A 22,583-nucleotide genomic window follows, 5' to 3' on the forward strand; every position below is an offset into this window, starting at 1 on the left:
ATTGCGGTCTTACTAGGAGTATTTATTCGTGAAATGGTTTCAAACCGCGGGTTTGTGTGTGTTACTTACGCTGACTGGTTGTGCATCAACATCTGATAAGATTACTCAGCAGTGGGTTTACCCTCCAATGGCTGTGCCTTTGCAAGCTAGTGTCCAACAAGAAGTTCAAATTGCCCGGTTAACGCAGCTGCTACAACGTACTGATTTAAAAAAAGAAGTACGAGCAAAGATGCTATTTGAACGCGGTAACTATTACGACAGCGTAGGTCTACGTGATTTAGCTCGCCTTGACTTTAACCAGTCACTTTCTCTTAATCCGGCTCAACCGGATATCTTCAATTTACTGGGCGTTTATTTTACTCAAATAGGTGAATTTGATGCGGCTTATGAAGCATTTGATTCGACGTTAGAGCTTGATCCTAGTAACTCTTATGCCGAAAGAAACCGTTCAATTGCGCTTTATTATGGTGAGCGGTATGACCTAGCGAATGAAGAAATGATGAAGCATTATAATGATGATCCTAGCGATCCATTCCGTGCTTTATGGCTTTATGTAATTCAAAGTGAGTTAACGCCAGAGCAAGCTAAGCAAGATCTAGAACAACGCTACGGTGCTAGAGATGAACAGTGGGGCTGGGTGCTTGTTGCTATTATGCTAGGGGATATTACTGAAGAACAAGCGTTTAAAGCTATCTTATCAGGAACCCGTGATAATACATTACTTGCACAAAGGTTAACGGAAACTTATTTCTATTTGGCCAAGCGTCACCACCTAGCGGGTGATTACGCGAATGCTATTTCACTTTATAAACTCGCACTTTCATTTAATGTTTATGAGTATGTGGAACATCGATATTCTTTCTTAGAGTTAGGTCGTATTTTCGAACAGCTTCAGGCTGAGCGTATCGCTCAAGCTAAGCTTAAAGAAGCGCAAACCACTCAGTAATAAAATATTTATATGTAACTAGTTTTAATTAGAACCGCTGCTTGTCAGCGGTTTTTTCTTGCCAAAATAAAATCACAAAGTATTATAGTTAGCCATGCTAACTAATAGGGTTGTTTATGTTAACGTCTAACTTAGAAAAAATAGAACGTTTTGCTGCTAAGGTTTGGCGAATTCATAGTAAAGAGGATCCCATTAATCAGCTGAGCTTTAATGAGTACGATTATCTTAAAGTGATTCAACTGGCTCCAGAGCCAATCCGCTTAACAGATTTAGCGATGAAAATGGAAGTGACAAAGCCTTCTGCCACCAATATGGTGCAGCGTTTAGAACGTAAAGGGTTGGTACAACGGAAAGTGTGTACTGAAGACTCTCGAGCGAAGCGAATTGAGTTAACGGAAAAAGCTGAGATAGGTTTACAAGAAGAAAGCCGTGTATATGGAATTATGTCTAAAGGATTAGAGAAGAAATTGTCGCATGAAGAATTAGAGCAATTAAACCTGCTTTTGACTAAAGCGTTGAAATAAATTTATCTGATTTAAGTAAATAGTTAGCTATGTTAACTAAATGGATAGCGTACTAACTGCCATTTAAAGAAGACTATATTCTCGGAAATAGAGATACCCTTGATGAGTAATTCAATTAACCGCCAGTTTTGGCGATATACAATTCCTACAGTCGCAGCAATGTTGGTTAATGGCTTGTACCAAGTCGTAGATGGCATTTTTATTGGTCGATATGTCGGAGCTGATGGCTTAGCCGGAATTAACGTTGCTTGGCCTGTGATCGGAACTATCTTAGGGATAGGGATGATGATTGGCGTGGGTACGGGCGCTCTGGTTTCAATCAAGCAAGGTGAACAAAAGCCCTTAGAGGCTAAGCAAACTTTAGCCACTGGCTTTTTAATGCTGCTCATACTTGCGCCTATTGTTGCGACAACATTATGGTTTTTCTCAGATGATTTTTTGGTGTTGCAAGGAGCAAGCGAAAGAGTGCTTGAGCTTGGGGTTCAATATCTTGATATCTTAATTGTTGCGAGTGTATTTTCATTAGGGTCCATTGCGATTCCATTTCTATTGCGAAATGACGATAGCCCTAATTTGGCCACAATTTTGATGATTGTCGGCGCGGTTATCAATATTGTGCTCGACTATATTTTTATTGCTCACTTACAGTGGGAACTTAGAGGTGCTGCGATTGCTACCGGAATCGCTCAAATGACGGTAACTATCTTAGGCGTAGCATATTTCTTCTCTAAAAGAGCTAAAGTTCGCTTAACGCTTAAGTGTCTAGCTTTACGATTAGAGTTTGTTCCTACCATTCTGACAATCGGCATATCAAGCTTCTTTATGTATGCCTATGGTTCAATGATGGTCGCAGTACATAATGCATTATTTACTCAATATGGTAGTTCGGTATTGATTGGTGCTTACGCCATTATTGGCTACATTGTTACTGTTTATTATCTCACGGTAGAAGGTGTGGCGAATGGCATGCAGCCATTAATGAGTTATAACTATGGAGCTAAGAACCCCGAAAATATGCGTAAGCTGCTTAATATCGCAATGATAACGTCTGTCGTTGGTGGTTTGGTGTTTGTGATCGTATTGAATATCTTCCCTTATCAGGCGGTGTCTGTATTTAACTCGAATAACAATGAGCTTATTGAAGGGGCTGTTCTAGGGTTAAGATTACACATGTTTGCTTTGTTCCTCGATGGCTTTTTAGTGGTAGCTGCGGCTTATTATCAATCGGTGAACCGTGGAAGTAAGGCGATGTTTGTGACTATCGGCAATATGCTGATCCAGCTGCCATTCTTGTATCTACTTCCTAAAGTCTGGGGGCTAACTGGTGTATGGATTGCGTACCCAATCTCAAATATTGCACTGAGCTTAGTAGTGATCGTAATGCTACTCAAAGATGTTAAGAAGCTAAACCCACCGTCAGAGCAACCTGTGGTGGCATAGGTATTCTAGTGTGGGTTCTCTATAAATAGAAACAGGTCTAGCGTTTGCTAGACCTTTTTTATGATATCGAACGAGTGTAAAGTTATAGTGGCTTCTAGATATTCTTAACGTTTAAGCCCGCTAATTGGTGCCAATAACCGTTACATTGTCTATTTGAAATGGGTTGAGGCTTTAAGCCTTGCTCATTCGCTTTGAACTTTTCAACTTCAGAGAATGTGTCGACACCTAATGGGCTAAGTCGGACCACATCAACTAAGTCATTCATGCTCGGCAAGTCATTCACTAAGTTATAGCAGTAGCCAGACTGAGTTTGAATACCGTTTAAGTTAAATACGGATTGCCCTTCTTGGCTGTCTACTTGTAAGCCTGTTGGGTACTTAATACAGCAAGTTTCACAGTCATCTTTCGCTTTGTTCTCTGCACGGGCGGTAAAGCAACGTGCAGAATAAGCTAAAGGTAAATAGCCATGACTGAACACTTCTACTTCGAATTCATTACGAATATTTAGCTCTTCGCATTGCGTCATTACATTGCTTAGCCATTCGCGAGAAAGTTCAACAGGCATGCACCAGCGAGTCATTCCTTGCTTTAAAAATAGGTTTAACGTATGAGCGTTATAAGTATTTACAGCCGGACCGACAACAAAAGGCACTTTGCTTTCACTAGCCAGTTGGATTGCAGAAACATCATTCGCTTCAATAGCAAAGTCACCATTATCGATGTACTTCTTCATGATGTTTACTTCACTTGGTGCTTCTAACAGTGCCATCGTCGATAAGACGACCTGTTTACCGGTAGATGATAAATCTTTAGCGATATCAAGCCAGTGTTTAGTTTTCATTTCACGACGTTTCGAACAAACCGATTCACCAAGATAAATAATATCCGCTGAACTGTTTTTCGCTTGTTCGTAAAAACTTTCCACATCTTGTTTTGGCCAAAAATATAGTAGAGGCCCTAATGCGTACTTCATAGAATTCTCCATCTATTTATTATTGCCATTTACGGTGGTAAGCACCCAGAGTTGTTTGAGTACCTTCAGATACATTAGCCAGCGCAGCGTTCCAAGAAGGCTCCACATGATATTGTTCTGGGTTCGCTAAGTAACGGTCAATCGCAGCGCGCCATGTTCTAGTTACCTGTTCAACATAAGCAGGGCTACGCTGGCGTCCTTCAATCTTCACTGAAGCAACATTTGCAGCAAAAAGCTCAGGCACCATGGATAAGGTGTTTAGACTCGTTGGCTCTTCTAATGCATGATAACGCTTACGTTCGCCATCAATGTTCGCATCAAAGCGTCCTTTACAAAGTGTCGGGTAACCTGCATTTTCGCCTGCGACATATTTATCAATTAATATTTCATTTAAACGGGATTCTAACCCTGATTCGGTTTCTTGCCAGCGTACATATTTTGCAGGTGAGCAAGCACCAACAGTATTAGGTGATTCACCGGTCATGTACGAAGAAAGGTAGCATCGACCTTCAGCCATAATACAAAGGCTGCCAAATGCGAAAACTTCAAGTTCAACGTCAGAAGTGATATTACGAGAAAGTTGTTTTACTTGATGTATTGATAGTACGCGAGGCAGTACCACTCGTTTTACATTGAAGTTTTGCTTGTAGAAGTCTATCGCAGCAATGTTAGTCGCGGATGCTTGAACGGATAAATGCAGTTCAAGATCAGGGTATTTGTTGGCTGCATATTCTAACACGGCAATGTCCGCAACGATCAGTGCATCAACACCAAGTGCGGCTGCATTATCGACAGCGTTCGTCCAGCGTTCAAATCCATTGGGATGAGCAAAAGTGTTGAGTGCAACGTGGATTTTTTTGTTTCGGTCATGGACATATTGAACAGCACGGTCCAGCTTTTTTCCGGCAAAATTCAAGCCAGCAAAATGGCGAGCGTTAGTATCATCTTTGAATCCGATATAAACCGCATCTGCACCACAATCAATTGCTGTTTTTAAAGCAGGTAAGTTGCCTGCTGGGCATAGAAGTTCCATTTGCTTGATACCAATAGGATGAAATTGAAGCGAGCATTTTATGAAGAATTATGAATACCATAATTGATGTGGGGCAGGTTTAGATGGATAAATCGAGTTTTACTCAATAAGGAGTAGTTGAGGTTGGTGATTTAAATGAGGAAATTAGTTTTTATGGCGGCGATTTTGTGCAAATAACTCTTCAACTTCTTCTTTTGGTTGAGGTCGATAAAAATGAAACCCTTGGATAGAACTGCAATTCAGATTCGAAAGAAGTGTGGCTTGCTCGCGAGTTTCTACCCCTTCAGCTACCACCGTTAAATCGAGAGATTTACCTAAATTGATGATGTTTTCTATCACTGTTACTTGTTTAGGTAGAGTGTCGACATTCATGATGAATGCTCGGTCGATTTTTAGCTCATCAATTGGGAAGCGAGCTAAATAGGATAATGAAGAATAACCAGTACCGAAATCATCAATTGAAAGGGCAAACCCTAACTTCTTAATAGCATTAAGCATTTGTAACGTATGATCACTATCACTCATCACTGCACTTTCAGTTAATTCAAACGTTATTGCGCTCGGATCAAGCTCAGTAGTGCGGAGCAGCTTCTCCATGTAATCGATTAATTTTGGGTTTCCAAACTGCTCAGGTGATAAGTTTATGGCGACTCTGCCTGGCAATATTCCCTGTGTTTTCCAGCGTTTAACCGTGGTGAATACGTCACGCATAACGACTCGACCTAAGTGTTCGATTAAACCTGCGCGTTCAGCTACCGGGATAAATGCCGCAGGGCTAATATAGCCTTCTACTGGGTGTTTCCAGCGAACTAAGGCTTCTGCTCCGTTGATAGTAAAATCACGAGCATTTACTTTAGGTTGATACCACACTTCTAAACCATTTTGCTGAAGTGCTTTTTGCAGTTCAATTTCAAGCCAAAGGCGCATGCGCGCTTCTTTGTTCATTTGGTCGTTGAATTTGATTAAACGGTTACGCCCACGATCTTTCGCTTCGTACATGGCGGTGTCAGCATTTTGCAATAAAATACGAGCATCTCGACCATCTTGTGGGAAAGCTACGCTACCAATTGAACAAGCCAGTCTTTTACTAAAATGATGGAGGTCAAATGGTTGATTAATTAGGGAAATAATTCGTTCAGCCAGCATTTCAGCCATTCGGTCATTTTCTGGCTCAGGTAAAATAACACCAAATTCATCACCGCCTAAATGACCAATAACGGCGTGGCGAGGTAACAATCGCTTAAGGCGTGATGAGACTTCTTTAATGACTTTGTCACCAATATGGTGACCGAGAGAATCATTGATATTCTTAAAGTTATCGATGTCTAAGTAGAGCATCACAACGGGTGTATTATTTTGGATAAATTGTTCTAATCGCTTGGTAAACCCCACTCGGTTATACAGCTTTGTTAGGCAATCAATGTAAGCATCTTCATTGGTCGTAGTAGAAAGTTGTTTTGGAGCGTCTTGAGCGTTTTGGATAAGCACTAATTGCGTTGTGTTACCTAAAATTGCTGTTGAATCAGTATGTAACTGAACTTTTCTTTCGAAGCCACAACGTGCGCCAGTTAAGCAAACCAAACCAGACTCTGAGATTAAAGAGCTAATTTTAGTACTGAATACTGTTTTGGTTTGCTGATCTATAAATAATCGCCCTAGCTCTTCACCTATCAATTCAGTGGTTGAGTTAAAGCCAAGAATTCGAGCTGCTGCTGGGTTAGATGACAAAATATAATCATCTTCAACCAGTAAAAGACCATCAGGCAATAGCTGAGACAGTTTTGTAAATTTGGCTTCTGATTCTTCAAGTGAGCGGATCAACACTTGGTTTTCTGAAGTGTCGATTGCATGAAATACAATGTATTCCGTTTTATCGTCATTAACGAGAGGGGATAAACTGAAGTGAATACTGGTTTCTAAGTCAGTTTCATTAAGCGTAATTTCTGCTTCAATCGTTTCGCCAGAGAAAGCACGATCATAATAAGGTTTTATATGGTTATAGAACTGTTCGCCTAGAGTTTGTCGATCATTCATGCCTACCAATTCATTTTGGCTTAACCCTGCTATATCACAGTAACGTTCGTTGACCATAAAATAATTATGTTGGTCATCGAGCACCGCAAAGAAGAATGGGCTGTTTGATGTGAATTTTTCAAACCAATGCTGTAATTGCTGGGGAGGCATCAAAGTACTACCAATTCTCCAAAAGGTTGCACACTCACAGTAGGTGAATGCTTGTAACCATATCTCTACTAACTAATAGTTCTAACTATAACTGTGATTTTCAGGATATTAAAGCCGAGTAGCAAAGAGAAATTAATTGATACACAACAGTAATAGAGGCTAACACATCATTTATGATGGTTTCATTGTTATTGTTTAAGTTACGGATAAGTCACGTGATACACAAGATTCGCACTCAACTAGTTCAAAATGCCGCATCAATTTTGCGATCCCCAGTCCAGTTATTGCCTAAATCAGTACAAAAAAAAGCCTTGCTTGAGGGGCTGAAAACCGTCTTCCAAGAAGCCTTAGAAGATGGCGACTTTGAATTCCTTGAGGATAAGTGGCTGAAAGTTTCTATAAAAGACATGGGGCTAAGTTGGTGTATTAGTTACCAAAATGAAAAGCTTATCGTTGCTGATAAAGAAGTGGCAGAAGATGTAAGCTTTAGCGGTAACTTAAATGATCTTGTACTTATTGCTGGTCGAAAAGAAGATCCGGATACTTTATTTTTCCAACGACGTCTTTCTATTGAAGGAGATACCGAACTGGGATTAGAAGTGAAAAACCTAATGGACAGTGTAGATTTAGAGTTACTTCCCGCTCCTATGAAAATGTTATTAAATCAATTAGCTGATTTTGTGCAGAAGGGAGTACAATCGCCTCATACACAAAATGAGGTAATAAATGCTTATTCGAACTGAAGCACCCGCTGATATTTTAGCGATAGACCGCCTACTTAAGTCAGTATTTGAAACCGATGCGGAAGCCAAATTGGTTATGAGCCTGCGTGAAAATAGTCACTTAACGTTATCGTTGGTGGCTTGTTCTGATGAAGGTGAGGTGATCGGTCATACTATGTTTAGCCCTGTGATGTTGGATGGTACTGATCACAACTGGCAAGGCTTAGCGCCTTTAGCTGTAAAAGAAGAGTTCAGAAAACAAGGCATTGGTGAAATTTTAGTTAAAGAAGGTTTATCTTCTTTACATGAATTTGGTTACCCAGCTTGTGTTGTGCTTGGCGACCCGAATTACTACTCTCGTATGGGGTTTAAATCTGCCAGTCAGTTTGATCTGACTTGCGCTTGGGAAGCTCCTGCAGGTGCGTTTCAGGCTGTAGAGCTTGCTTCTGGAGCTTTTGACGAACATAGCGGTGTTATTGAATATTGCCCTGAGTTTAACGAACTGTAGTACTTGAATTAGATGCATTGACAGAATAAAGGAGCTTGATGCTCCTTTATTTTTTGTTAGTATCGGCGTCGTTCTATAAAGGGTTATTTATGGCAAACACATCATCACCAGTACAATCTCAATATTTGCACGAAATGGGCATAGACCAATGGGAGCTTATTCATCCAGAGCGGTTAACTGGATACCAAGCTGATCTCACGGTTTTACCTGAAGGCTGCAAGTTACTGTTGGTTTCTGATGAGAAGCCAGAAGGTAAGTTAGCTGAGATGTTTGAGCGTGTCTTAAAAAGTATCAAGCTAGATTTATCTCAAGCCTTGTATATACCTTCCGACCAATTCACTTCTGTTGAGAGCAATAGGGTAGATTGGGTATGGTTTGCTGGTTGTTCACCTTCAATAGAACTAGACGCTAAAATACTTCAGTCTCCTTTATTATCTGATATTGATGGTAATAACCAACATCGCCGCGATCTGTGGCAACAAATTTGTGCTTATGACTAACCAACCTGCTGTAAATCAAACTCAATTGTTACCGATGTCTGAACTACATTTAGACTCGGTTTGGCGGATAGAACAAGCCGCTCATTCACATCCTTGGTCTGAAACTATGGTTCGAGACTTGAAGAGCCGTGGGGCATGTCATCATGCAATGCTTGTTAATGATGAAGTCGTTGGCTATTTCTTTGCTCAGAATATTGTTGGGGAAGTAACTTTATTGAACATTGCTGTTGACCCAACAGAGCAAGGTAAAGGTTATGGTAAAGCGTTAATTGAACACTTCCTTGATGTGTGTGAAAAAGCAAAGGCTGAAAGCGCATGGCTTGAAGTCAGAGAAAGCAACCGCAACGCATTTGGTTTATATGAGTGGGTTGGCTTCAATGAGGTTGACCGCCGTAGGAATTATTACCCAGCGAAGCAAGGCAAAAAAGAAGATGCCATTATCATGAGTTACATCTTCTTCTAGAGCTTAATGCTTCTGAAGTAGAACGAGTGAGTAACGCTATCCTCATTAGCTCATTAGCTCATTAGCTCATTCGTTCATTACTTGTTGCCAGAGGTTCTTCACTTTTCAATTCATAGTGGTAATTCAATAATCGTTGAGTGACTTCACTTACGGGCAAAGGTTTATCAAATAGATACCCTTGAAATTGCTTACAGCCCAAGGCTTTTAATGACTCGAGCTCTGGTATTTCTTCCACCCCTTCCGCTATGACTTCTAGGTTTAACCGTTGTGCTGTCATGATGATTGTGTCGACAATTGCTTGATCACTTTCATCTAAGTGCAGCTGGGTGACAAAAGAGCGGTCTATTTTCAAAACATCAACAGCAAGGTGCTTTAAGTAGCGAAGAGAAGAGTAGCCAGTACCAAAGTCATCGATGGATATTTTTAAGTTATGTTCTTTCAACTGCGCCATTTTTCGGATGGCATCGTCGACATTCTCAAGTAGCAAACTTTCAGTTATCTCCAACTCTATATTCTCCCCAGTGATGCCTGCCTGAGATAAAGTGTGAGTAATATGTTCGACAAAAGACTCTTGAGAAAATTGAAGTGGACTAATGTTGATGGCGAGACGATGGAAGCATTCAGGTAAAACACCTTGTTTCTCCCAACTTGCATATTGATAACAAGCTTGTTCAATAATCCAGTCCCCAATTTTCAAAATTTGACCAGTTTCTTCTGCAATAGGCATAAATACACCAGGAGGCAGCAAACCACGTTCAGGGTGATTCCAGCGAATTAAAGCTTCGACACCGATAATTTGATGTTTGTCATTCACTTGTGGTTGGTAGTAGAGCTCTAGCTGGTTTTTGCTCAATGCTTCATGTAAACCTTTCTCTATATCAAGAAAAGTTTCAACCTGAGCTTGCATCTCAGGTTCATAAAACATGTATTTATTTCGACCTGCCACTTTGGCCCGATAGAGCGCAGTATCGGCTTGGCGTAATACATCAATACTGGTTATCCCTTCTGAAGGGAACATCGAAATACCGATACTCACAGTACAATAAAGCTGGTGGTCATCAATTGAATAAGGGTTGGAAATTAAAGCCAGCAATTGTTTGGCCATATCTGGAGCTTGCTCGATTTTGATATCAGGCATTAAAATCGCAAATTCATCACCGCCTATTCGCGCAGCAATATCTTGTTCTTTTACCCAAGCTTCAATTCTCATCGAGATAGCTTTAATTAAGTGGTCCCCAATTGTGTGACCTAATGAATCATTGATGGTTTTGAAGCGGTCTAAGTCTAAATAAAATAATGCTCCAGATGTTTTAGATTTCATGGCTGAGCTAATAGTTTCATTCAGTTTATTCAACAATAGGCTACGGTTTGCTAGCCCGGTTAAGGTATCAAAATACGCAAGTTGATTGAGTTGGTTTTCTGCAGCTTCACGAGCTTGCCAGATGTTATGAAATGACGTGGCGAGACGGCTTAATTCATCTTGCCGATTATTAGTAGGAAGCGGTAAGGCTGTTTGACGATCTTGAAGAGATTGCACCCATTCAATTAATGTGACGATTGGCTTTGACAGTTTGTAGTAGAAGAAAGCCAGTAAAATAGTGGTCAATAATATATTTCTAATAAGATCAAAAAAGAGTATCCGACTAGATTTGGAAATAAAGGCTTCTGCTATGGTTGAACCGTTGACTGAAAAATTCAACGTGCCGACGATAACGTTAGAGTTAGGCTGATGAAGTTCAGCGCTGTAAAAGGGAGTATCTGGTGTTAAAAAATCAGAAAGGAGGCGCGTCACAAGATCTTGTTGTCCGATGACTCGATCTTGTTTAGTCAACATGTCGCCAAAGTCATCAATAATAGCAACACTATAAATAGCTTTATCCATCATTAAGCTAGAGGCTACTTGATCTGCCAATAAATGATTAAGGTGGTACGCCGCCTGACTTGCATTCGAATAATTTTGCAATAGCTTGAATTGGTAATGGTCTTCAATGCGAGTTTGTTCTTGGTGTAAATCCACTACAATGTGGTAGAAGCTAAAAAACACCCCAAGAACAACTGAAACTAAGAAAACGGTTTTAGCCTGTTTAAATGCTAGCGAATGTATTTTTTTTGTTGTCGTCATACCTATAACCATTGTCTGCCACTTATTTAGTTATAGCTCATATTTATTGATAATTTGATCATCTACCGTAATTTCATCGACATTGCATCAAAGGTTGTGGTCGAAGCTTATACACAGACAAGTTGCCCATTGAGTAAATATAGGGGAAAATACGCCGCAATAGATTCGTCCAGCTCACTTTCTTACAATTTTTGTAATTGTCTGAGACGTAGGCCAACCAAAGAAGATCACATTCATGTCAAATACTCCATTTATTGGTGAAGTTTCTAAACGTAGAACTTTCGCCATTATCTCTCACCCGGATGCGGGTAAAACCACGATTACTGAAAAAGTACTTTTATTCGGAAACGCGATTCAAAAAGCGGGTACCGTTAAAGGTCGTGGCTCTAACCAGCATGCAAAATCTGACTGGATGGAGATGGAAAAGGAACGTGGTATCTCGGTTACTACGTCTGTGATGCAATTCCCATTCAATGACTGCCTAGTAAACCTACTCGATACTCCTGGACACGAAGACTTCTCGGAAGATACTTACCGTACTTTAACAGCGGTTGATTCTTGCTTGATGGTGATTGATGCAGCGAAAGGTGTCGAAGACCGTACTCGTAAATTGATGGAAGTTACTCGTCTGCGTGATACGCCAATCGTTACGTTTATGAACAAACTTGACCGTGACGTGCGTGATCCAATGGAAGTACTTGATGAAGTGGAAAGCGAACTAGGTATGGCTTGTGCTCCAATCTCATGGCCAATTGGTTGTGGTAAAGAGTTTAAAGGTGTTTACCATATTCACCGTGATGAGACGATCTTATACGAATCTGGGCACGGTCATGAAATCCAAGAAGTTCGCATCATTAAAGGGTTAGATAACCCAGAATTAGATGTTGCTGTTGGTGAAGACCTTGCTGGAAGTGTTCGTGAAGAGCTAGAGCTAGTCATTGGTGCATGTCCTGAGTTTGATCATGAGCTTTTCTTAGCCGGTGAGTTAACGCCAGTTTACTTTGGTACAGCACTAGGTAACTTTGGTGTGGATCATATGCTAGATGGTTTGACTGAGTGGGCTCCTGGTCCACAAACTCGTCAAGCAAATGAGCGTGAAGTAGTCGCAACAGAAGAAAAATTCTCTGGTTTCGTATTTAAGATCCAAGCAAACATGGATCCTAAGCACCGTGACCGTATCGCATTTATGCGAATTGTTTCGGGTACTTACAACCAAGGTATGAAGATGAACCATGTTCGTACTGGTAAGAACGTAAGTATTTCAGATGCGGTAACGTTTATGGCGGGTGACCGTTCTCGTGCTGAAAAAGCATACGCGGGCGACATCATTGGTTTACACAACCACGGTACAATCCAGATTGGTGATACTTTTACTCAAGGTGAAAGCCTTAAGTTTTCTGGTATTCCTAACTTTGCACCTGAATTATTCCGTCGTATTCGCTTACGTGATCCTCTTAAGCAAAAGCAGCTTCTCAAAGGTTTGGTTCAATTATCTGAAGAAGGTGCGGTTCAAGTCTTCCGCCCACTGCAAAATAACGACCTAATTGTTGGCGCGGTTGGTGTACTTCAGTTTGATGTGGTTGTGGCTCGTTTGAAAGCAGAGTACAACGTAGAAGCGATCTATGAAGGTGTTAACGTTGCAACAGCTCGCTGGGTTGAATGCGATGACGTGAAAAAGCTGGAAGAGTTTAAGCGTAAGAGCCAAGCTAACTTAGCATTAGATGGTGGTGACAACCTTTCTTATATTGCTCCAACGATGGTAAACCTTAACCTAGCGTCAGAACGCTTCCCAGAAGTTGAGTTCCGTGCAACACGCGAGCACTAATAAATTCAATAACAATTGCCTTTGTGCTTAGTCACGATGTGTAGATTTGATAAAAACGCCTATTGTTCAGCAATAGGCGTTTTTTTATACTCGAAATATTATCTTTGTGATTTTTAACTTCATTCATTTAGACGTTATGACATTACAGGAAACAAACACATGTGTGAGAGGCTGCGATGTTGAGTTGGTTAAAATTATTAGTAAGGCGATATGACAAGTGGTGTGAAGAACTTGGCTTAACACCTGAAAACAAGCGTAGTTGTGTTCCGCATCGAACTGACCCTATTAATGCTGATGAGGAAACCACTAATACAAAGGCAGAACAGCCCAACGAGAAACACCATGACTAATTTGTTTGATACCCATTGTCATTTAGATTTTGAGATTTTCAATGACGATGTTGAACAGTATCTTGCCGATGCTGGAAAGTCGAATGTGACTAAATTCATGGTGCCTGCAATTGGAGAAGCCAATTGGATTCGCCTTCATGACATTGCTCAACAATATAGCAATGTATATTTCGCTGTTGGTTTTCATCCTTATTTTTTGAATGATTACACATCATCTCAGTTAGATTCTCTGAGAGATTTCCTGACTCAACGCTCTGAACAATGTGTGGCAATTGGGGAGTGTGGTTTAGATTTCGCGGTTGGTGTCGACGTCCAAAAACAAGAAGACTTTTTTATCGCTCAATTGAAATTAGCGACTGAGTTTACACTGCCTATTATTGTGCATGAAAGGCAATCTCATAATCGTCTTATCCAACTCATTAAGCAGAATAAGTTTAAATGTGGCGGAGTAGTTCATGGGTTTTCTGGAAGTAAACAGCAGGCATTAGAGTGGATAAAGCTTGGTTTCTATATTGGAGTAGGGGGCACAATAACTTATCCAAGAGCAAAAAAGACGCGAACTACAATTTCAGATCTTCCTCTTGAATCGTTAGTACTAGAAACGGATGCGCCGGATATGCCTTTCAATGGGCAGCAAGGTAAGCCAAATCATTCGAGATATTTAGATGTTTTACTGAATGAACTCGCTTTGCTTAGAAAAGAAACAAAGCAATCGGTTGCAGTGCAAATCTGGAAAAACAGCCATTTGCTATTCGATATCTGTGAATAAAATCTGAATATTTTGTTTATCGTTTGCTTTGATTACACCTCGCTTGTGATCTGACTCACAGATGCGTGTGAATGATTCATGAATCTTATACCAAAGTGTGAGGACGGCATTACTTTATTAGTGGTCGCATGAGTATAATTGCTCCCGCTTTATAGCTCCATTTTGTCACACGCCAATCAATAACTAATAAGGAAGTCATAAACTATGAGCCTGTTTATGAGCCTCGTCGGAATGTTCGCACTGATCGCAATCGCAGTCCTACTATCCGACAACCGCAAAGCAATTAATATCAGAACAGTGGCTGGCGCTTTCGCTATCCAATTCGCACTTGGTGCATTCGTACTTTACATCCCTTGGGGTCGTGATCTACTTGCAGGTTTCTCTGCTGGTGTAGCAAACGTGATCGACTACGGTAAAGATGGTACTGGCTTCCTATTTGGTAGCCTAGTTAACTTCTCAGTTGACGGTATCGGTTTCATCTTTGCATTCCAAGTTCTACCTACACTAATCTTCTTCTCTGCTCTAATCTCTGTACTTTACTACATTGGTGCGATGCAAGTTGTAATCAAGGTTCTTGGTGGTGGTCTTCAGAAAGCTCTAGGTACTTCTCGCGCCGAGTCTATGTCTGCAGCAGCAAACATCTTCGTTGGTCAAACGGAAGCTCCTTTAGTTGTTCGCCCATTTGTTCCTAAAATGACTAACTCTGAACTATTCGCAGTAATGTGCGGTGGTTTAGCGTCTGTTGCTGGTGGTGTACTAGCGGGTTACGCATCTATGGGTGTACCTCTAGAATACCTAGTTGCAGCGTCATTCATGGCAGCACCTGGTGGTCTACTATTCGCTAAAATCATCAAGCCTGAAACTGATGAAGTTGACGAGAACCTAGGTTCTGACATCGACGGTGGCGACGACAAGCCTGCTAACGTTATCGATGCAGCTGCTGGCGGTGCTTCTGTTGGTCTACAACTAGCACTTAACGTAGGTGCAATGCTACTAGCATTCATCGGTCTAATCGCTCTTATCAACGGTATCCTAGGTGGCATCGGTGGTTGGTTCGGTATGGAAAACCTAACGCTAGAACTTCTTCTAGGTTACATCTTCGCTCCACTAGCATTCATCATTGGTGTGCCATGGGAAGAAGCAACTATTGCTGGTTCTTTCATTGGTCAGAAGACAGTTGTTAACGAATTCGTTGCATACCTGAACTTCGTACCATACATCGGTGAAAACGCTCAAATCGTTGAAGCGACTGGTCAAGTAATGTCTGTTAAGACTCAAGCAATTATCTCGTTCGCTCTATGTGGTTTCGCAAACCTTTCTTCTATTGCGATTCTTCTAGGTGGTTTAGGTGGTATTGCTCCAAACCGTCGTCACGACATCGCACGTATGGGTGTTAAAGCGGTTGTAGCTGGTACTCTATCTAACCTGATGGCAGCAACAATTGCTGGCTTCTTCCTATCTTTCTAATTCGTTAGAAATCGATATATAGACGCCATTATAATATCGCCCCGTAGCAAGAAATTGCTACGGGGCTTTTTTGTTTTAGAAGGTAAGGAATTGTTCATACTGAATGGAAGAGTGATAGTTTTTATCTTAGATATTCATTGAATAAATGCCGCTTTCTAATTTATTTTGAGATACAAACCGTTTGCGTTCTAAGGAGCACTACAAATTTGGGGCTGATACCTATAATGTATAAGCTTAAGAGATAGGATTCTCTTCTTGGCTTTACACTGGTAATTCTAAATATCCTCTCCCTATAGGTGATATTGGGTTTTATTAGACTAGGAATTTAGCCATAATTAGTTTTCGTTAAATTTAGCTTAGCTAGATTTGACTTAAGCTATAGATGTTAGACACAACATGACTGAATTGTTGTGCCATAGACCAAACTGGTACTGTGCGGTGACAAGGATAGCAATTGATAATGCAGTAGTGTGTTATCAAGTCTTCAGGGAACCAAGTCCGTTCATTGGTGACTACTGAGCAATTTTTAATTCTCCATCTATACTGGATGGGGGGCAAAGTAGTTAACTATTTGAATATATTGATCGGAGATAGAAATGAGCGATTTAAAAGCAGCAGCTCTACGTGCACTTAAACTTATGGACCTAACTACGTTGAATGACGACGACACGAATGAAAAAGTGATCGCTCTTTGTCATGACGCGAAGACTGCAGTGGGCAACACAGCTGCAATCTGTATCTACCCTCGCTTTATTCCTATTGCTAAGAAGACATTACGTGAGCAAGGTACGCCAGAAGTTCGTATTGCTACTGTAACTAACTTCCCTCACGGTAATGACGACATCGATATTGCTGTTACAGAAACAAAAGCAGCAGTTGCGTACGGCGCAGATGAAGTTGACGTTGTATTCCCTTACCGCGCATTAATTGCTGGTAACGAAGAAGTTGGTTTCAACTTAGTTAAACAGTGTAAAGCGGCTTGTGGTGATATCACTCTTAAAGTGATCATCGAAACGGGTGAGCTAAAAGAAGAAGCTCTAATCAAGAAAGCATCTCAAATCTGTATTGAAGCAGGCGCTGACTTTATTAAAACTTCTACTGGTAAAGTGCCAGTAAACGCAACACCTGAATTTGCACGCATGATGCTTGAAGTTATTCGTGACATGGGTGTAGCAAAAACAGTTGGTTTTAAACCTGCTGGTGGCGTTCGTACAGCTGAAGATGCACAAGCATACTTAGCAATGGCTGACGAGCTATTAGGCGCAGAATGGGCTGATAACATGCACTACCGTTTTGGTGCTTCAAGCCTTCTGACTAACCTACTTAATACATTAGAAGTGACAGACCAAACTGCAGATCCTGCAGCATACTAATTTACCCAATCGGGTATAAAACAATTAAGTCTGTTTGATGGAGTGGCGTTAAGCCACTCCACATTACCTCTTTATCCTACAACCATACTCGCTCAGAGTTTGGGAGGCACTAATGTATCTACCTCAAGAAATTATCCGTAAAAAACGCGACAACGAAGTTCTTACTACTGAAGAAATCAATTTTTTCATTCAAGGCGTTGCTAAGAATGAAGTATCTGAAGGTCAAATTGCAGCATTCGCAATGGCTATTTTCTTCAATGAAATGTCTATGCCAGAGCGTATTGCCCTAACTTGTGCGATGCGTGATTCAGGTATGGTCATTGATTGGAGCCACATGAATTTTGATGGTCCAATCGTTGATAAACACTCTACTGGTGGTGTGGGTGACGTAACTTCATTAATGCTTGGCCCTATGGTGGCAGCATGTGGTGGTTTCGTTCCAATGATTTCTGGACGTGGTCTAGGACACACTGGCGGTACGCTAGACAAACTAGAATCCATTCCTGGTTACAACATTACTCCAACAAACGATGTTTTTGGTCAAGTGACTAAAGATGCTGGCGTTGCGATCATCGGTCAAACGGGCGATCTAGCACCGGCTGACAAGCGCGTTTACGCGACTCGTGATATCACGGCAACAGTAGACAACATCTCGCTAATCACAGCTTCGATCCTATCTAAGAAATTGGCAGCTGGCCTTGATTCTCTAGTTATGGATGTAAAAGTAGGTTCAGGCGCATTCATGCCAACGTATGAAGCATCTGAAGAACTTGCGAAGTCTATCGTTGCAGTAGCAAACGGTGCGGGCACGAAAACAACAGCAATCCTAACAGACATGAACCAAGTATTGGCTTCATCAGCTGGTAATGCAGTTGAAGTACGTGAAGCGGTTCAATTCCTAACGGGTGCATACCGTAACCCTCGTTTATTAGAGATCACTCTAGCGTCATGTGCTGAAATGCTTGTGCTTGGTAACCTAGCGAAAGATTCAGATGAAGCTCGCGAAAAGCTGATGGCTGTACTGGATAACGGTAAAGCTGCAGAGTGCTTTGGTAAGATGGTTGCAGGGCTTGGTGGCCCAGCAGATTTCGTAGAAAACTACGATAATTACCTAGATAAAGCAGAAATTATTAAACCAGTGTATGCGTTAGAAAGCGGTGTCGTATCTGCGATGGATACGCGTGCAATTGGTATGGCTGTAGTTGGTATGGGTGGCGGTCGCCGCGTAGCAACAGACAGTATTGATTACGCTGTTGGTTTTGATAACTTCATTCGCCTAGGCGAAGTAGCAAGTGAAGATAAGCCACTAGCAATGATTCATGCTCGCAACGAACAACAGTGGCAAGAAGCCGCGACTGCATTACAAAATGCAATCACTGTGGGCGGAGAATATACAGCAACTCCAGACGTTTACCGTCAGATTCGTTCTGAAGACGTTTAAATTACTCTGGTGGAGAGAGCAATGAAAAGAGCATTTATTTTAGTTTTAGATTCATTCGGCATTGGCGAAACTGCAGATGCAGAGACATTTGGCGATGTAGGTTCTGACACTATGGGCCATATCGCAGATCACTGTGATAAAGGCTTAGCAGACAACGCTGATCGTCAAGGTCCGCTAACATTACCTAACCTGTCTAAGCTTGGCTTAGCGATGGCTCATAAAGAGTCAACAGGTCGCTTTGCCCCTGGTATGGATGCAGATGCGGAAATTATTGGCGCATACGGTCATGCGGCAGAGCTGTCTTCTGGTAAAGACACACCTTCTGGTCACTGGGAAATTGCTGGTGTACCGGTATTGTTTGATTGGGGCTACTTCACTGATAAAGAGAACAGCTTCCCTAAAGAACTGACTGATCGCATTCTTGAGCGTGCTGGTTTATCTGACTTCTTAGGCAACTGTCACTCATCGGGTACTGAAATTCTAGATAACCTAGGTGAAGAACACATGAAGACTGGCTTACCAATCTTCTACACTTCAGCTGATTCAGTATTCCAGATCGCTTGTCATGAAGAGACATTCGGTCTTCAGAACCTGCTCGATCTTTGCCAAATTGCTCGCGAAGAGTTAGAAGATTACAACATTGGTCGTGTTATTGCGCGTCCGTTCATTGGTCCTGGAAAAGGTCAATTTGAGCGTACTGGTAACCGTCGTGACCTTTCTGTTGAGCCACCTGCGGCAACTGTTCTTCAGAAGCTTGTTGATGAGAAGGGCGGTAACGTTCACTCAATCGGTAAGATCTCTGATATCTATGCAGGTTGTGGTATTACTCAAAAAACTAAAGCGACAGGTATTCCTGCTTTATTCGAAGCGACAAAAGAAGCAATCAAAGAAGCGGGCGATAACACTATCGTATTCACTAACTTTGTAGACTTCGACTCAGCTTACGGTCACCGCCGTGATGTTGCGGGTTACGCAGCAGCGCTTGAGTACTTTGACGGTCGTATCAATGAAGTGATTGATATGATGGAGCAAGATGACGTACTTATCCTAACTGCTGATCACGGTTGTGATCCGACATGGCCAGGAACTGATCATACACGTGAACATATCCCAGTGATTGTTTACGGTAAGAACATTCCAGCCGGCTCTTTAGGGCGTCGCGATACCTTTGCAGATATTGGTCAGAGTTTAGCAACATACTTTGGCACATCGGCGATGGGACACGGTACAAGCTTTTTATAAAAGTTAACTAAGAGAGAGGGAGACCTCTCTCTTCTTTTTTGGTTTGAGATAAAGGATATTTTCAATGGCAACTCCACATATTAATGCAGAAATGGGTGCATTCGCTGACGTTGTTTTAATGCCAGGTGACCCGCTACGCGCCAAGTATATCGCTGAGACATTCTTAGATGATGTTGTACAAGTTTGTGATGTTCGCAGCATGTTTGGTTATACCGGTACTTACAAAGGTCGTAAGATCTCTGTAATGGGGCATGGTATGGGCATCCCATCTTGCTCAATCTACGTAACTGAGCTTATCAAAGACTTTGGTGTTAAAAAGGTTATCCGTGTCGGCAGTTGTGGCGCTGTAAATGAAGATATTAAAGTTCGTGATGTTGTGATTGGCATGGGTGCATGTACGGATTCTAAAGTGAACCGCATTCGCTTCAAAGGTCATGACTTTGCCGCTATTGCTGACTACAAGATGGTTCGTAATGCAGAAGAAGCAGCGAAAGCTCGCGGTATTGATGTAAAAGTCGGTAACCTGTTCTCTGCAGAACTCTTCTATACACCAGATCCTGAAATGTTCGAAGTCATGGATAAGTACGGCATTGTGGGTGTCGAAATGGAAGCGGCTGGAATCTACGGTGTTGCGGCTGAGTACGGCGCTCAAGCATTAACGATCTGTACTGTTTCAGACCACATTAAAACGGGTGAGCAAACCACATCAGATGAGCGTGCAACCACTTTTAATGAAATGATGCTGATTGCTTTAGATTCAGTTCTTCTTGGCGACGCATAATAATTGTAAGTGTTAATCTTTTTATCATAAAGAGATGAGACATTTGTGATGGACAAACAAAAGCCCTCAAAACTGCCTGAGTTTTGGGGGCTTTTTTTAGCTAAGTTTAATCCGAGCCAGGGCTAGAACCAGAGCTAGAACTAGAACCAGAGTCAGAATATGAACCTTAGCTTCTAGTTACTGATTACAGGACACTCTATTTTGTGTTCTTACTGAGCCGCATTTTTAAGCAGCAAGTTTTCACCAGGTTTTGTTTTCTTTTTACGGATGATTAATATGAAAAGCATCCCACTGACAAACCCCATCAAGATCATTCCTAACATGTAACGATCAATTCTACGGTAATGATGGTCTGAAATAGCGGTCACCCTTCCAGTTTCAAACGTTATACGAACAAATCCAATAATGGCATTTTCAGCTGAGTAAATCGGCTCTACAAGTTGCTGTCGTCCAATGCTTGCTGTTGCCAATGGAGTATCTAAACCGAGTATTTCTCTGACTGTGCTTGCTTGCTCACTTGATGCCAAACGAATCCCTTCGGCGTCGTAAATAGTGGCATCAAATACCAAGCGATCTTGGGATAACTGGTTAGTAAGCTGCAATAACCTTTCTTGATCTTGTTGAGCAATCATCTTGCTTGCTGATAAAGAGGCTTGAGAAATTAAAACCTTTGTTAGGGTTTCTAACTGTTTACTTTGAATTTTCTCGTTGCCTTTACTGATAACGACACTATTTTTGATAGTGACAATAAACATCACACTAAGCAAAATTAAGGCAAAAATACGCAGAGCATTACGCAATGAAAAAAGTGATTCATTCATGTTTAGATAAACCTAGAGTAAACAAATTTTATATTTAGACATATTGAGACTTGCGTTTTTAAATTGCAATAGGTTAACGTCTAGCTAGGTTATTTAGGAATTACATACATGGACGCTCACAAATATTTGCCGATTAAGAGGCATACAACACTCATCACTCGGTTGCCGGAAACTCGTTTTTCGTCGCAATTGTCTAAATCAAAAGCCAACTGGATCGTATTTGGCGAGTACTTATCGCCTCAGTATTTTGATGATATTGATTTCTTTACTGGTCTCTATAATACCGTTTTAGATACTTGGAAGGTCGGTCAGTACGAGGTGGCTTTGATGTCGGGGGATTTAACGCCGGCTCATGAGGAAATCTTACAAGCATTAAAACTTGATTACGCAAACTTGAGTGAAGTGCCTGACTTATCTAAACCAGGTCTGATTGTGATGGATATGGATTCAACCGCCATTCAGATTGAATGTATTGATGAAATCGCAAAGTTAGCGGGCGTAGGTACATTAGTCTCTGATATTACAGAGCGAGCAATGCAAGGTGAGCTCGATTTCGAACAAAGTTTACGTCAGCGTGTTGGTGCATTAAAGGGGGCAGATGAAGAGATTCTAGAGCAGGTCCGTAAGTCATTACCATTTATGCCAGATCTTGTAGAGCTTGTGAATACATTGAATGCACTTGGCTGGAAGACGGCAATTGCGTCTGGCGGTTTTACTTACTTCTCCGATTATTTAAAAGACACGTTAGATCTCGATCATGCCCAGTCAAACACCTTAGAGATTGTAAATGGGAAGCTAACGGGGGAAGTGCTTGGTGATGTTGTTTCAGCGCAAACCAAAGCGGACATATTGGTTGAACTAGCAGAAGAGCATGAAATAGAAATTCATAACACAGTCGCAGTTGGCGATGGCGCTAATGATCTTGTGATGATGGGGTCGGCTGGTTTGGGTATCGCTTATCACGCTAAACCTAAAGTGGAGGAGCTGGCTCAAACTGCTGTCCGTTATTCTGGGTTAGGTGGTGTACTCTGTATTTTATCTGGTGTTCTAGCTAAGCAGCAAAAAATCAGCTGGAAAGTAAAACCGTAGCGAACTTCAG

The 22,583-nt window shown here is 41.4% G+C and carries 21 protein-coding genes; 16 read left to right on the top strand and 5 right to left on the bottom strand.

All coding sequences use genetic code 11. The features are described from left to right. Positions 1 to 28 precede the first annotated feature (28 nt). The 3 genes from nlpI to F0226_RS11105 all read left to right on the top strand — a co-directional run bounded on the left by nlpI (position 29) and on the right by F0226_RS11105 (position 2,910). Complete coding sequence (nlpI, locus tag F0226_RS11095; RefSeq protein ID WP_171735698.1) at positions 29 to 946, top strand: lipoprotein NlpI; 918 nt, start codon at positions 29 to 31, stop codon at positions 944 to 946. Between the two features lie 116 nt (positions 947 to 1,062). Beyond that, on the top strand, positions 1,063 to 1,470 hold the full coding sequence (locus tag F0226_RS11100; protein ID WP_171735699.1) for a MarR family transcriptional regulator: 408 nt from the start codon (positions 1,063 to 1,065) through the stop codon (positions 1,468 to 1,470). A gap of 102 nt (positions 1,471 to 1,572) precedes the next feature. Further along, the gene (locus F0226_RS11105; RefSeq protein ID WP_171735700.1) at positions 1,573 to 2,910 is read left to right on the top strand and encodes an MATE family efflux transporter; all 1,338 of its coding nucleotides are present in this window, start codon (positions 1,573 to 1,575) and stop codon (positions 2,908 to 2,910) included. Between the two features lie 94 nt (positions 2,911 to 3,004). On the opposite strand, the gene F0226_RS11110 is transcribed toward F0226_RS11105, so the two are convergent. The 3 genes from F0226_RS11110 to F0226_RS11120 form a co-directional block, all read right to left on the bottom strand. Beyond that, the gene (locus F0226_RS11110; protein ID WP_171735701.1) at positions 3,005 to 3,883 is read right to left on the bottom strand and encodes a U32 family peptidase; all 879 of its coding nucleotides are present in this window, start codon (positions 3,881 to 3,883) and stop codon (positions 3,005 to 3,007) included. A 19-nt stretch (positions 3,884 to 3,902) separates the two neighbouring features. Continuing rightward, positions 3,903 to 4,916 (bottom strand): peptidase U32 family protein, encoded by a 1,014-nt coding sequence (locus F0226_RS11115; RefSeq protein ID WP_171735702.1) that lies wholly within the window; start codon positions 4,914 to 4,916, stop codon positions 3,903 to 3,905. A 144-nt stretch (positions 4,917 to 5,060) separates the two neighbouring features. Continuing rightward, on the bottom strand, positions 5,061 to 7,100 hold the full coding sequence (locus F0226_RS11120) for a bifunctional diguanylate cyclase/phosphodiesterase (protein WP_171735703.1): 2,040 nt from the start codon (positions 7,098 to 7,100) through the stop codon (positions 5,061 to 5,063). Between the two features lie 215 nt (positions 7,101 to 7,315). Here F0226_RS11120 and F0226_RS11125 point away from each other — a divergent pair, with 215 nt between their 5' ends. From F0226_RS11125 to rimI, 4 genes are all read left to right on the top strand, one after another. Beyond that, on the top strand, positions 7,316 to 7,843 hold the full coding sequence (locus F0226_RS11125) for an SCP2 sterol-binding domain-containing protein (RefSeq protein WP_171735704.1): 528 nt from the start codon (positions 7,316 to 7,318) through the stop codon (positions 7,841 to 7,843). After that, positions 7,827 to 8,330, top strand: a complete 504-nt coding sequence (locus F0226_RS11130; RefSeq protein WP_171735705.1) for an N-acetyltransferase — start codon at positions 7,827 to 7,829, stop codon at positions 8,328 to 8,330. The genes F0226_RS11125 and F0226_RS11130 overlap by 17 nt, the downstream gene beginning before the upstream one ends. A gap of 89 nt (positions 8,331 to 8,419) precedes the next feature. Beyond that, a complete protein-coding gene (locus F0226_RS11135) occupies positions 8,420 to 8,830 on the top strand; it encodes a DNA polymerase III subunit psi (RefSeq protein WP_171735706.1) in 411 nt (136 codons plus the stop codon). After that, positions 8,823 to 9,293: a ribosomal protein S18-alanine N-acetyltransferase gene (gene rimI / locus F0226_RS11140; RefSeq protein ID WP_171735707.1), complete on the top strand. Its 471-nt coding sequence runs from the start codon at positions 8,823 to 8,825 to the stop codon at positions 9,291 to 9,293. The genes F0226_RS11135 and rimI overlap by 8 nt, the downstream gene beginning before the upstream one ends. Before the next feature lie 61 nt (positions 9,294 to 9,354). On the opposite strand, the gene F0226_RS11145 is transcribed toward rimI, so the two are convergent. Then, entirely contained in the window at positions 9,355 to 11,415 is a 2,061-nt protein-coding gene (locus F0226_RS11145; RefSeq protein ID WP_171735708.1) for an EAL domain-containing protein, read from the bottom strand. A 235-nt stretch (positions 11,416 to 11,650) separates the two neighbouring features. Between F0226_RS11145 and prfC the strand changes: the two genes are divergently transcribed. The 8 genes from prfC (at position 11,651) to deoD (ending at position 20,663) form a co-directional block, all read left to right on the top strand. After that, complete coding sequence (gene prfC, locus F0226_RS11150) at positions 11,651 to 13,240, top strand: peptide chain release factor 3 (protein WP_171735709.1); 1,590 nt, start codon at positions 11,651 to 11,653, stop codon at positions 13,238 to 13,240. 176 nt (positions 13,241 to 13,416) lie between these two features. Beyond that, positions 13,417 to 13,590, top strand: a complete 174-nt coding sequence (locus tag F0226_RS11155) for a DUF5363 family protein (protein WP_171735710.1) — start codon at positions 13,417 to 13,419, stop codon at positions 13,588 to 13,590. Next, complete coding sequence (locus tag F0226_RS11160; RefSeq protein ID WP_253820804.1) at positions 13,583 to 14,359, top strand: TatD family hydrolase; 777 nt, start codon at positions 13,583 to 13,585, stop codon at positions 14,357 to 14,359. Before F0226_RS11155 ends, F0226_RS11160 begins: the two co-directional genes overlap by 8 nt. A gap of 204 nt (positions 14,360 to 14,563) precedes the next feature. After that, complete coding sequence (locus F0226_RS11165) at positions 14,564 to 15,826, top strand: NupC/NupG family nucleoside CNT transporter (RefSeq protein ID WP_171735712.1); 1,263 nt, start codon at positions 14,564 to 14,566, stop codon at positions 15,824 to 15,826. A gap of 596 nt (positions 15,827 to 16,422) precedes the next feature. Next, positions 16,423 to 17,199 carry a deoxyribose-phosphate aldolase gene (gene deoC / locus F0226_RS11170; RefSeq protein ID WP_171735713.1) on the top strand — a complete coding sequence of 259 codons (777 nt, stop codon included), beginning with the start codon at positions 16,423 to 16,425 and terminating at the stop codon, positions 17,197 to 17,199. A 112-nt stretch (positions 17,200 to 17,311) separates the two neighbouring features. Next, positions 17,312 to 18,640, top strand: coding sequence for a thymidine phosphorylase (deoA, locus tag F0226_RS11175; RefSeq protein WP_171735714.1), 1,329 nt, complete (start codon positions 17,312 to 17,314; stop codon positions 18,638 to 18,640). A gap of 21 nt (positions 18,641 to 18,661) precedes the next feature. Then, a complete protein-coding gene (locus F0226_RS11180; protein WP_171735715.1) occupies positions 18,662 to 19,882 on the top strand; it encodes a phosphopentomutase in 1,221 nt (406 codons plus the stop codon). 64 nt (positions 19,883 to 19,946) lie between these two features. Next, positions 19,947 to 20,663 (top strand): purine-nucleoside phosphorylase, encoded by a 717-nt coding sequence (gene deoD, locus F0226_RS11185; RefSeq protein ID WP_137373463.1) that lies wholly within the window; start codon positions 19,947 to 19,949, stop codon positions 20,661 to 20,663. A gap of 209 nt (positions 20,664 to 20,872) precedes the next feature. On the opposite strand, the gene F0226_RS11190 is transcribed toward deoD, so the two are convergent. Continuing rightward, positions 20,873 to 21,484: a YtjB family periplasmic protein gene (locus F0226_RS11190; RefSeq protein ID WP_171735716.1), complete on the bottom strand. Its 612-nt coding sequence runs from the start codon at positions 21,482 to 21,484 to the stop codon at positions 20,873 to 20,875. Positions 21,485 to 21,592: 108 nt separating this feature from the next. Between F0226_RS11190 and serB the strand changes: the two genes are divergently transcribed. Then, positions 21,593 to 22,573 (top strand): phosphoserine phosphatase, encoded by a 981-nt coding sequence (gene serB, locus F0226_RS11195; protein WP_171735717.1) that lies wholly within the window; start codon positions 21,593 to 21,595, stop codon positions 22,571 to 22,573. Positions 22,574 to 22,583: the final 10 nt, after the last annotated feature.

Origin of the sequence: Vibrio sp. 99-70-13A1 (assembly GCF_013114625.1) — a bacterium.
Taxonomy (GTDB): Bacteria; Pseudomonadota; Gammaproteobacteria; order Enterobacterales; family Vibrionaceae; genus Vibrio.